Genomic DNA, 13,410 nt, shown 5'->3' with positions numbered 1-13,410 from the left:
ACGGCTCGTTGCCTCGCCAGGTCGAGCGAAACGCCTGTCGCGCAAGGTCCGAGACGTTTTCATGCAGCAGTGGATGCAGCGAGCGCTCGCCCTGCCTGCGGCTGGAAAATTGCCGGATGAGCTCCGCGGCATCGGCCCGCGAGAGACGGCGCCCCTTCCATTCCGAGACCACGAACTCGATGAAGCTCACCATACCCGTTCCCTTTCGTTCGTTCATTGCAGTGCGCCCAGCAGTGCCACCGCCTGTGCCGTATCGAGCTCGTCGTTCTCTACGCGCCCGAGTACCTCCTCGATCCACGCGGCATCGCCCACCGCGGGTGCTGCTGCCGGTGCCGCGACTGACGCGCCACCCACCCAGTAGCGCTCGCGGGCGAACGGATAGAGCGGCAGCGACGTCACCATCCGCGCTCCCTCATGCAACGTATCCCACGGCACGTCCATCCCCGCTTCCCACGCCTCGGCAAGACGCGTCATGTCGCGCGTGGCGAGCCACAAAGCCAGGGCCGCGTCGTCAGGTCGTACGTGTTTCCGCACGCCACGTTCGAGCCACGTCCTGGCGGCCTGGGCCAGTCCACGCGCATCGGTCGCGACGAGTGCCACGCGGGCATCCATCGCGTCGCGCCGGCATTGGGTCGTGAAAGCGATGGCTGCGACGTCGGCGTGAGGATGCACCTCCAGCCACGCGGCGAAGTCAGTCACGCGACGGACCAACGCCTCTGCATCGCGCGCCGAGAGCGTGACCACCTGACCGCCCGGCGACGCGGGACGACTCGATGTAACGGCAGGTCGTGACGCGCGGTATTCCTCGATCACCACGTGGGCGTTCGTCCCGCTGTAGCCAAACGAGTTGACGCACGCGCGGCGCACGCGATCCTCACGCGTGGGCCACGGCGTGGCTTCGCGATTGACAAAGAACGGCGATCCAGCGAAATCGAAGTGATGGTTCTCGCGCGTGACGTGCAGGGTCGGTGCGATCGTGGCGTGGCGCAGCGAGAGCAGCACCTTCTGCACGCTAGCGACACCAGCGGCAGACGAGGTGTGGCCGATGTTGCTCTTCACTGAACCCAGCGCGCAGTAGTTGCGCCGGGACGTGCTTTCACGGAACACGGACGCCAGCGCTTCCAGTTCGATCGGATCGCCCAGCGGCGTACCCGTGCCGTGCGTCTCCACGTAGTCGATGCCATCCGCATCGATGCCGAAGCGGCGATGCACGTCGCGCTCCAGTTCGGCCTGGCTCACGGCGCTCGGCGCCGTGATGCCGTTCGTTCGGCCGTCCTGGTTGATCCCGGAACCCGCTACGACGCCAAGAATACGGTCGCCATCGCGCTCCGCATCCGCCAGTCGCTTGAGCACGAGCGCACCGACGCCGTCGCCCATGACGATGCCGTCCGCGCTGTCATCGAACGCCTTGCAGCGACCGCTCGGCGACAACATACCCGCCTGGCTGAGTGCGAGATACGATTCCGGAGCCAGCCAGAGGCTCACTCCGCCCGCAAGGGCCATGTCCACCTCCCCGGTACGCAGCGCCTGGCAGGCGAGATGCAATGACACCAATGACGACGAACAGGCGGTATCGACCGAGATCGCCGGACCGTTGAGATTGAGGTGGTAGGCGATGCGGGCCGCGGCGATCGAGTAGCTGTTGGCCGTGACCGGTGCGGAGACCACGCCACTGCGTGCGAGCAGCAAGGCGTAGTCGTTCGTCGAGATGCCAAGGTACACGCCACAGCGCGAACGGCTCAACGCACGACTCGTATAGCCGGCGTCTTCGAAGGCGTGATACGCCTCTTGCAGGAACAGACGGTGCTGCGGGTCCATCTGCTCCGCTTCGTCGGGCGAGATGCGGAAGAACAACGTGTCGAAACAATCGACGTCGTCCATCGCGCCCAGCCAGCGCGACATCATGCGATCGGGCGCCTCGGGGTTCGGGTCGTAGAAATCGTCGATAGCCCAGCGCGACGCGGGTATCTCACGGATCGCATCGCGACCTTCAACGATCTGTTGCCAGAACGCGTCGAGATCGTCCGCACCGGCATAGCGGCCTGACATGCCAATGATGGCAATGCGGTCCATCGCCTGCGCTGGCGAAGCCTGCCGTTGACGCGACGTCACGCGTCGGCGCAGCGCGGGTCGCGATGGCGCGGGCGTGGCGGCGGGTGCCTCGCTCCGTGCGGTTTCCTCCATGACCGACTCGGACGGCAACAGCGACGCGATATAGGCCGCGAGTTGCCGGATCGTCGGGTAGCTGTAGATCGCCGTCGCTTCGATCGCGGTGCCGAAGTCCTCGTTGATCCGCCGCACCCAGGTCACACCGCTGATCGAGTCCAGGCCGAGCTGGATGAACTCCATGTCGTCGTCGATCGGCCGGCCTTGCAGATGCAGCTCGATATCGAGCCCCTGGCGAAGCTTTGCAGCGACCGCATCGGGCGAACGCACCGCCACCTTCGTCGGTGAGGCCATGGGTGCGGCGGCGGGCAGGGGTTTCGACGCGGCAGGTTTCGGTGCTGGCGTCTTCGCCAGGGCTTCGAAACGCGCCTGGATGAAACGGGACGTATCGTCGCGACCCACGAAGGTCTTGTCGTGCATGTCCAGCTCGCACGCGAAGGTCTCGTCCACCCGTTCGGCCAGCCCCACGTTCCACAACGCCTTGAGCCCGACCAGTCGATGCCGCGGGTGCCGCGCCATCCGCGACGCCAACGCCAGTGCCGCCGGCAACACCTCGGCGCGCGGCAGCACCGCCTCGCCCACGCCACGCTCGCCCAGCGCACGACCCGTGTATTCGCGCGCGCTCAGCAGGCTTTCCCGACCCAGCGCCTGACCCAGTCGTGCCGGCGCCATCAAGGTCGCGCCCGCGCCCGGCGTGAAGCCGTAATCCATGTACGGGCTGACGTAACGCGCTTCTTCCGCGTAGAACCCCAGGTCCGCAAACAGACCCAGCGACCAGCCTGCTCCGATGCCGTGGCCTTGCATCGCCGCGATCACCGGCACCGGACAGCTCATCGGCAGACGGAAGATCGTGAAGTCGGTAAACCGGGCCTGCCCCGACTGGATCGCCAGCAGGCTCTCGCGCGTACCGCCCGAAGCGAAATACGTGTCGTAACCGGTCACCACCACCGCGCGGTACGGCTGGCTCGCCGCATGCGCGAAGGCTTCCTCCACGCCACGGACCAGCGCCTCGGAGAACATGTTGCGAGCGTCGCGATCGCACAGCTCGATCAGCAGCACGCCATCGGCCTGCGCCGTGGCCTTCACCACCGCGTTCGACAACGTGATCGGACCGGCCGCTGGCAGCGCTTCGCTCGTCGATTCCCAGACCACCGAGGGAACCCGACGTGCCTGGCGCCAGGCCGAAAGTACCGCGGCCGGTTGACCGGCCCAGCGACGGGCGAGGGCTTGGGCTCGCGACAATACGTCGCCCGCGTTCGCCACCTGCGCACCACGCCACGCGCGACCCTGGCGACTCTCGCCGTCCAGCAATGCCCGACGGCCCTCATGCCCCAGATGCAACGGCAGGCACACACCCGCCCACCCCGACAACGGCGTGGCATCGAGCACGCCTTGGGCGCCGTACCAGCCTTCGGCGGCGTGCACGACCTCGTCGCATGCAAGCAGGCCCAACCACGCCGCGCCCTGCGCATCGCCGCCCAATGCCGCCACGACGGGCACCGGCGCCTCAGCCAGCCATGCGCACAGCGAGGCGATGGCGTTGGCTTCCACGCCGTCCTCGAACGGCGCCACCTCGCTCCACAGCACCACCGACGACGCGCCACGCGCGATCGCTTCGTCTAGCTGTCGGCGCACCGCCGACACCTCGCGGGCATCCACGCGGACCAGTGCCGGCGCATCGGCCACGGCTGCGGACACCTCGAAAGGCGCGTCCATCTCGCCACGCCACAGGTGCGCCTTGAGCAGACGCAGCGCGTCGGCCGGCTTCTCGGCCAGCGCACGAGCCAGCGACAGCGCTTCCTCGTCCACCTGCGCCGCGGGCACGACGCGACCGCTCCAACCCGCCGCCTGCCAGGCGGCACCGGGGCGCACCGCGACATCGACCACACCCGTCCGCCGACGCACCGCACCGGCCAGACTCCATGAACCTTCATCCAGACCGTAATGGCCCCCCGACGACACCACCAATGCATCGCACGACAACGCCAGCCACCACGACGCGCCGATCGCGTCGCGCACGGCAGCGACCACAGGCACGGGCATGTCACGAAGGTTCCTCACGAACGCCATCCAGACGGACGCCGCGGAGACGTCCGCTGCCGACGCGCCGTCGACCATCACGATCAGCGCGCGCAGGTCGCCCTTGGCGATAACCTCGCACGCGTCGCTCACGGCAGACGCCCAGGCCGCGACCGAGCCCACGTCGTCCATCGTGACGTGCAGCGTCCACACCGCAGGTGCGATGTCAGTGATACGCAAGCTGCCCGCGACAGCGTTGACGCTGCCAGGTTGGAAAGCATCCGGTGCGCCGAGCGTGAAGCGCGGGCGTGCCAACGACGCACTCTCACCGCTCGCCATATCGGCCGCGGCCGCCAGCGCGAAACGAGGCTTCTGGCGCGTATCAAGACGAGACACGCGTGCCCCACCGATGTCGCGGGACCATACGACGCCGCTCTTCCACAGCGTACTGGGCGCCTCATTCGACACGATCTCCGACACGACGCGGCTTGCCTGGTCTTCGCCTGCGCTCTCATCCATAACGGCAAGGCCATGCACGATGATGGCCTCGTCGTCGTCCGCCGTCACTTCAAAGGCGACGCCGGCTTCGTCCGGCCACAGGCTGACAGTGTAGGAAACCGCGGCATCCGGGTTGCGTTCCCAGGCCACGTCTTCCAGCACCACCGATGCCTCGTCCGCTCGTTCCTGTGCACGGGCGACGGCGGCACGCACGAATGCCAGCACCGTCGCGGCATCGACGCCGCCCTTCACCGCGGCCACGTGGCAGCGATAGCGGGCGACATCCAGATTGGAGACGTTCTCGTGCACGAGCGGATGCGCCGTGCCGAAATGCGCCGGAACCGCGCTGTTCGCACCATCGACCCAATAGGTTTCCTTGGCGAACGGATACAACGGCACATCGACACGGCGAGGCGTGCGCTCGCGATGCAGTTGCGCCCAGTCGTGGTCCAGACCGCGCACCCACCATTCGCCCAGCTTCTCCAGACGCCCCTCGCGCAACCAGCCGTCCGCCGTGCGCCGCAGATCCTCGTCGCCAGCGAACATCGCCACCGCTTCGCGCTGCCGACCCGCCTGGCCCACGTGCACGCCACCGCGCTCACCAGCCAACCAGCCACGCAGTCGTGCTGCGGCCGTGGCCGCATCGTCCGCCACGAACGCCAACCGTTCTTCCATGGCCTCACGGCCAACCTGCAAGGTGTACGCAAGGTCCAGCCAGTCCGAACCGTCGCGCTCCAGCCGCTCGGCAAGCGCCGTGGCCAACGTGCGCAGCGCCTCGGGCGTGCGTGCCGAGAGCACACACAGGGCCTCGCCCTTGGGCGAGGCCACCACCGGTGCGTCGTATTCCTCCACCACCAGATGCGCATTCGTGCCGCTGAAGCCGAACGAGTTCAGCGCCGCACGGCGACGCTCGCCCTCCCCCACCATCCACGGCGTCAGCTGCGCGTTGACGAAGAACGGGCTGCCTTCCAGGGCAATGTGCTCGTTCAAGCGCTCGAACTGGGCGGTCGGGGGCAACTGACGATGTCGCAGGGCCAGCAGCAGCTTCAGGAATCCGGCCACACCCGCCGCCGTCAGCGTGTGCCCGATGTTGCTCTTGACCGAGCCCAAGGCGCAGTAGCCTTCCCGCCGCGTGTACGCGGCAAAGCTGTCCTTGAGCGCCTGCACCTCGATCGGATCGCCCAGCTTGGTCCCCGTGCCGTGCGCTTCGATCAACTGGATCTGTGCCGGGTCGATCGCAAAGCGTTCGTACACGCCCCGTTGCAAGCGCTGCTGCGCGACCGGGTTCGGTGCGGTGATGCCATTGGTACGCCCGTCCTGGTTCACGCCCCAACCGCGGATCACGCCGTGGATGCGATCGCCATCGCGCTCGGCGTCGGCCAGGCGCTTGAGCACCACGGCACCGACACCCTCGCCCGGCACGAAGCCGTTGGCACGGGCGTCGAAGGCGAAGCAGCGCCCGTCGGTGGACAGCATGCCGGCCTGCGCCGTCTTGATGTGCATGTCCGGCCCGACCATCACGTACACACCGCCAGCCAGGGCCATGTCCGCCGTACCGTTGACCAGGCTCTCGCACGCATGCGACATCGCCACCAGCGAGGACGAACATGCCGTGTCGATCGATAGACAGGGGCCTTGCAGGTCGAGCAGGTAGGCCACGCGACCGGCAAGAATCGAATTCGCGTTACCCGTGAAGCCCGTCGCCGTCAGGCGCTGGTCCGACGTCAGGTGTTGATAGTCGCCACCCGCACAACCGACAAACACGCCGCAGCGTGTGCCCGCAAGACTGCGCGGACCATAGGCCGCGTCTTCGAACGCATGCCAGCAGGTCTGCAGGAACAGACGCTGCTGCGGGTCCATGTGCTCCGCTTCCTTCGGCGAGATGCTGAAGAACAGCGGATCGAACTGATCGTGACCGTCCAGCGCGCCCATCCAGCGGCTGTTGGTATGACCCGGCTCCGCCGCGCCGGCACGGTAGTAACGATCCACCGACCAGCGCGAGGCCGGCACTTCGTCGATGCAGTCGCGCCCTTCCGCCAGGTTGCGCCAGAACGCATCGAGATCGTTCGCTTGCGGGAAGCGCCCCGCCATGCCGATGACCGCGATTGCTTCCGGCTCCGCCGTGCGACGCACGACCGGCGCGCCTTGCGGACGACGGCGCGGCGCCGGCAAGCGGCGCGTCGTGACGGCGGGTGCGGGCGTGGTTTCCGCGGGATCGGGCGTGACCGGTGCCTGCAACGCCACGGGTTCGGGAAGACTGGCGCTGACGTGAGCGGCCAGCTGACCGATGGTGGGATGGCTGTAGACGCGAGTGGCTTCGACAGCCAGCCCGTAAGCCTCGTTGATCCGGCGCACCCAGTTCACGCCACTGATGGAGTCGAGGCCAAGATCGATGAAAGGTGCATCGTCAGCGATGCGATCGGCGTCGAGCTGCAACTCGGTGGCAAGCAGGCGCCGCAGGGTGTCCTTGACGGACTGCGGCGAGGGTCGCTGCGTCGGCGTGACGGTGGCCTGCACCTTGTCGCTTCCGGCCTGACCAAACCGTCCTTCGATACGCCGCGAGGTCGCCGCATTGCCGACAAACGTGCGCGCATGCATTTCCAGTTCGCGCGCGATGACGTCGTCGACGCGGTTTGCCAGGCCAACGTTCCACAGTTGCTTGAGCCCGACCAGTCGATGCCGCGGGTGCCGCGCCATCCGCGACGCCAACGCCAGTGCCGCCGGCAACACCTCGGCGCGCGGCAGCACCGCCTCGCCCACGCCACGCTCGCCCAGCGCACGACCCGTGTATTCGCGCGCGCTCAGCAGGCTTTCCCGACCCAGCGCCTGACCCAGTCGTGCCGGCGCCATCAAGGTCGCGCCCGCGCCCGGCGTGAAGCCGTAATCCATGTACGGGCTGACGTAACGCGCTTCTTCCGCGTAGAACCCCAGGTCCGCAAACAGACCCAGCGACCAGCCTGCTCCGATGCCGTGGCCTTGCATCGCCGCGATCACCGGCACCGGACAGCTCATCGGCAGACGGAAGATCGTGAAGTCGGTAAACCGGGCCTGCCCCGACTGGATCGCCAGCAGGCTCTCGCGCGTACCGCCCGAAGCGAAATACGTGTCGTAACCGGTCACCACCACCGCGCGGTACGGCTGGCTCGCCGCATGCGCGAAGGCTTCCTCCACGCCACGGACCAGCGCCTCGGAGAACATGTTGCGAGCGTCGCGATCGCACAGCTCGATCAGCAGCACGCCATCGGCCTGCGCCGTGGCCTTCACCACCGCGTTCGACAACGTGATCGGACCGGCCGCTGGCAGCGCTTCGCTCGTCGATTCCCAGACCACCGAGGGAACCCGACGTGCCTGGCGCCAGGCCGAAAGTACCGCGGCCGGTTGACCGGCCCAGCGACGGGCGAGGGCTTGGGCTCGCGACAATACGTCGCCCGCGTTCGCCACCTGCGCACCACGCCACGCGCGACCCTGGCGACTCTCGCCGTCCAGCAATGCCCGACGGCCCTCATGCCCCAGATGCAACGGCAGGCACACACCCGCCCACCCCGACAACGGCGTGGCATCGAGCACGCCTTGGGCGCCGTACCAGCCTTCGGCGGCGTGCACGACCTCGTCGCATGCAAGCAGGCCCAACCACGCCGCGCCCTGCGCATCGCCGCCCAATGCCGCCACGACGGGCACCGGCGCCTCAGCCAGCCATGCGCACAGCGAGGCGATGGCGTTGGCTTCCACGCCGTCCTCGAACGGCGCCACCTCGCTCCACAGCACCACCGACGACGCGCCACGCGCGATCGCTTCGTCTAGCTGTCGGCGCACCGCCGACACCTCGCGGGCATCCACGCGGACCAGTGCCGGCGCATCGGCCACGGCTGCGGACACCTCGAAAGGCGCGTCCATCTCGCCACGCCACAGGTGCGCCTTGAGCAGACGCAGCGCGTCGGCCGGCTTCTCGGCCAGCGCACGAGCCAGCGACAGCGCTTCCTCGTCCACCTGCGCCGCGGGCACGACGCGACCGCTCCAACCCGCCGCCTGCCAGGCGGCACCGGGGCGCACCGCGACATCGACCACACCCGTCCGCCGACGCACCGCACCCGCCAGACTCCACGACGCCTCGTCCAGACCGTAATGGCCCTCCGACGACACCACCAATGCATCGCACGACAACGCCAGCCACCATGACGCGCCGATCGCGTCGCCCAGGCATGCTGCGATAACGGGATACGCCGCGTTGCGCAAACGGGTCGTCGTGGCAGCAAACGCATCGGCGGGCAGCGAGGTGTCGCTGTCGTGGGCCGTCGTTGTCAGCACCACCGCCTTCACGTCCTCGACGCCGTCCAGTGCGGCCAGCGCGGCGTCCCATGACTGCGCCGACGCCAATGCAATACGGATCACGCCGGACGTCGGTTCATCGAAGATGCAGCCATCGATCGTCGGCAAGTCACGGGACGCGGTGCCGCCATCCTGCTTGCGCTCTGCCACCAAACCGCGCAACACGATCGCGACGTGGCCTCGCGCATCGCGAACGTCGGCATCGAATTCAATCAGGCCACCCTCGCCAACGCGACGGTGTATGTGCACCACTCCGCCCGCGGACACATTTGCACGAATGTGTACCGTGTCGAGCGTAAGCACAGCATGTGTTTCGCCATCGGCACCCAATAGGGCGTCGAGCAGCGCCTCGCCCAGCACGATGCCTGCATTGGACGAAGCAGCGTTTGGCAAAGGTGCAAGGGACACGCGGACGTCGTCTGGCGATGGCTCATTCGCCACCACGTCGTCGTTCGCGAGGCGCACCGCGCCCTGCATCAGCAACGCATCGGCATCCGCGCGAACCACCTGAAGCACGACATCACCGTCGTCGTCCTGCCACACCTGCACGTCGAGCACGTCGTCGTGACGCGGCGTATCGAACCACGCCACGTCGTACAGACCCAACGGTGTGGCATCGTCCACACCCAGCGCACGTACGGCTGCGGCACGTGCCATTTCCAGCACGTCCCACGCACCGATCGCCTCGCCAAAGCGCGAGCGGAAACGCTGCCCACGCAGATCCGATACGTTCTCGTGCAACAACGGATGCAGCCGCGATGCCCCCGGTGCGATATCGGCCTTTGGCAGGTCCAACCAATAGCGCTCGCGGGCAAACGGGTATGTCGGCAGGCTGGTCTTCGGCAGTGTCCGGCCGCCATGCAGCGCTGACCAGGGAATCTCCACCCCACGCACCCAGGCCTGCGCCACACGTTCCAACCGTCCCGCACTCGCCCAGCGCGCCACCGCTTCACGCAGCTCCGCGTCTTCGGCAAACCATGCCACCGATTCCCGATGCTGCTGCGCCTGACCGGCGAACAGGCCTTCGATCTCTTCGCCTTCCAGGTACGCGCGCAACTGCGCGATCGCACCCGGCACGTCTGCGGCCACGCAGGCCAGCCGCTCGTTCATCGCCTCACGACCGATCTGCAGCGTCCACGCCACCGAGGCCAGGGCCGCCGGGCGGTCTTCCAGGTAGGTCAGCAGGTCGCTCACCCGACCACGCAGGGCCTCCGCGGTACGGCCGGACAACACCAGCACCACCGGACCGTCCGGCAACGCCATCGCGGTCGCTTCGTACGCCTCCACCACCATGTGCGCATTCGAGCCACCCGCGCCGAACGACGACAGGCCCGCCATCCGCGGCGCCCGACGCCCCTCGACGACCGGCGCCTCCCACGCCCGCAGCGTCTGGTTCACCGTGAACGGACTCGATGCAAAGTCGATATGCGGATTAAGCCGTGCCGAGTGCAGCGAGGGCACCACCTGACCATGGCGCATCTGCAACAGCACCTTGGTCAACCCGGCGATGCCGGCCGCCGCTTCGCAATGGCCAATGTTCGATTTGGCCGAACCGATCAGGCAGCCACCTTTCTCCGCCGCGGGACCAAACGCCCGCGACAAGGCGGCGATTTCGATGGGATCGCCCAATCGCGTACCGGTGCCGTGGGCTTCGACATAGCCGATCCGGCGCACGTCCACACCCGCTTCGCTCAAGGCGCGCTCGATCGCAGCCGCCTGCGCCTGGGGGTTCGGTACGGTGTAGCCGTTCGTGCGACCGCCATGGTTCAACGCACTGCCACGGATCACCCCGTGGATCACGTCGCCGTCGCGCTCGGCATCGGCCAGGCGCTTCAGCACCACCGCGCCGACGCCTTCGCCCGGAATATACCCGTCACCACCTTCGCCGAAGCTCTGGCAATGGCCCTCGCTGGAAATGAACTGGCCGGCCGACAAGGCCAGGTACTTGTTCGGGTGGATCGTTACGTTGACGCCACCGGCGATCGCCATCGCCGTGCGGCCCAGGCGCAGGTCCTGGCAGGCGAGATGAATCGCGGTCAGCGACGAGGAGCACATCGTGTCCAGCGTCATGCTCGGACCGTGCAGGTCCAGCGCGAACGACACACGGTTGGCCGTGCTGGCGAAGCTGCCGGCGACGCCCAGGCGTTGGCCGCGCACGCTCGCTTCGGCCGCGAACAGCTGGTACTCGCTGTACATCATGCCCACGTACACGCCGACGTCGCCGCCCGCAGACAGCGCCGCGCGCGTATAACCCGCGTCCTCGATCGCCATCCAGGCGTGCTGCAGGAACAGGCGTTCCTGTGGGTCGATCTGACGCGCCTCGCGCGGGGCGATGTTGAAGAACTGCGGGTCGAATTCGTCCACACCTTCGATGAAACCGCCCCAGCGGCTGTAGTGCCGGCCTGCCGCCGTGCGATCGTCACTGTAGTAGTCCCGCCAGTCCCAACGATCCGCCGGCACCTCGACGACGCAATCCACGCCATCGCGCAGGTTGGCCCAGAAGGTTTCGAGATCGCGCGCACCCGGGTAGCGGCCACTCAGACCCACGATGGCGATGGGCTCGAAGCGAGATGGTGCAGCGCCCACGGCAACCGGAGCGGCCGTCCGCACCGGCCGTGCCGGCACGATCGGTGCGGCGGCACGCGAACGCGTCTGTCGCCCTGCAGAAACCAGCGCCTGCAAACGCGCCGGATACGATGCGACGAGATAATGCGCAAGATCGTCGATGGACCGGTATTCGAAGAGCAGCGTCTTCGACTGCGGCCCGAACTCCTTCTCGATCTCGGCGGTCAGGCGCATGGCAACGATCGAATCGATGCCGAACCGATCGAGCGGCGTGTCCCAGCCAAGGCGCGTCGCCTCGATCTTCAGCACGGAGGCGAATACACGTCGCAGCACGTCCCGCGCCTTGTCGAGCCATTGCGCGGGATCGCCTTCCGCATCCTGGCGCGTGCCATCCGCGCTGCGAGCGGCGGTCGCAGTGCCATCGGTCAATCCGGCAGCAGCGCCGTCGCCTGCAAGCACCATGCAGCGTGGTGACGGCGACGCGAGGGCGATGCGGAACGCATGCAAGCCGTCTTCCGTCGAAAGCGGATCGCCGGTGAGTGCAGCGATGGCCGAATCGTGCGCTTCCGGCAGACGCATGCCGCCCTCGGCCCACAATGGCCATGCGATCGACACCGTACGACCACGGCGATTGCCAAGCGCTACCTGCTTCTGCCGCCAGGTCGCGAATTCATCCAGAAATCCGTTGGCGGCGGCGTAGTCGGCTTGACCGACATTCCCAAAGACCGACGCCACGGACGAAAACAACGCGAAGAAATCCAGATCGAGGTCGCGGGTGGCGCGGTCCAGCAACCAGGTACCGCGCACCTTTGGCGCGAGTACATTGGCAAGTTCGTCCGCACTCTTCTTGAGAATGAAGCTGTCGGCCGTCATGCCGGCCGCATGCAAGATGCCGTGCAGCCGGTGGCCGTCACGCGTTTGCGTGTCGATCAGGCGTTGCACCTGCGCTGCATCGTCGAGGTCGAGCGAGACGTAGCTCACGCGCTGGCCGCCGATGGCCTGCAGCGCTGCCAGGCGGGGCTCGCTGTCGCCCGAACTCGCCTGGCGACCTGTGAGGATGACCCGCGCATGCTGCGTGTTTGAAAGAATGTCCCGCGCGAACAGACGCCCCAGTCCGCCGAGGCCACCCGTGATGAGGTAGCTGCCATGCTCGCGATAGGGAAAGGGTGCGACGGAGATCGAGACCGGGGCCGGGCGCCAACGCAGTCCCATCGGCTGCGTTCCGCGCTCGAAACGCATGACCGCCTCGTCACCGTGAGCCTGGGCCTGCTCAAGCTGCTGTGCGATGGCCGCGGCGGTGGCGTCGCCGCGAACGAACACGACCTGCCCCTTGAAACGCGGGTTTTCCCGTGTCGCCGTGCGCAGCAAACCCGCCACGCCAGCTTGCAGGGCTTCCGTATCGCCTTCGGCCACCACGACCTGGAACAACACGTCGCCGGAGGGACGCGAGGCGAGCATCGCCTGCACGCGCTGCAGGCATTCGGCGGCCAGCGCCGCATAGCGCGCGGGCGGATCGCCTGCCGATGGGAGTTCCAGCGTCTCGACCTGACCGGCCGGCAGAAGCGTCGTCAATGCTGTCGCCGAACCGATGTCCAACAGCAGGACGCGACGCTCGGTCCAACGCCGGCTTACCAGCGCACCGCGCGAGCTGGCGCTCCACATTGGCGAGGCCACCACCAACGGTGCGCGGATGGCAGCGGGCGCACGCCTTAGCGCCACGATCCTATCCAGCGCCTCGGCGCGGCTGATCCGGCCGGCAGCGAGGTCGGCATAGATCGGCGCCAGTGCCTGGCGGCTCAGCGACGTCGTAGGAAAACTTCCATTGCGATCTTGCAT

2 protein-coding genes (1 of these 2 only partly in view) are annotated in these 13,410 nt (G+C 67.6%); both read right to left on the bottom strand.

The window, feature by feature from the left end; all coding sequences use genetic code 11:
• On the bottom strand, positions 1-217 hold the start of the coding sequence (locus IM816_RS06335; protein ID WP_250340225.1) for an SDR family NAD(P)-dependent oxidoreductase. Its footprint begins 12,332 nt before the window's first position; 217 of the gene's 12,549 nt are visible here — the first part of the coding sequence; its start codon is at positions 215-217; its stop codon lies beyond the left edge, outside the window.
• Complete coding sequence (locus IM816_RS06330) at positions 214-13,410, bottom strand: SDR family NAD(P)-dependent oxidoreductase (protein WP_250340224.1); 13,197 nt, start codon at positions 13,408-13,410, stop codon at positions 214-216. The genes IM816_RS06335 and IM816_RS06330 overlap by 4 nt, the downstream gene beginning before the upstream one ends.

It is taken from the genome of Luteibacter flocculans, from assembly GCF_023612255.1.
Taxonomy (GTDB): Bacteria; Pseudomonadota; Gammaproteobacteria; order Xanthomonadales; family Rhodanobacteraceae; genus Luteibacter; species Luteibacter flocculans.
The sequence above is the reverse complement of the archived record's forward strand: the minus strand, read 5'-3'. Positions and strand labels throughout refer to the sequence as shown.

Coding starts and splice junctions, on each gene's coding strand:
- IM816_RS06330 (WP_250340224.1), bottom strand. CDS start 13,410: ATGCAAGATCGCAATGGAAGTTTTCCTACGACGTCGCTGAGCCGCCAG.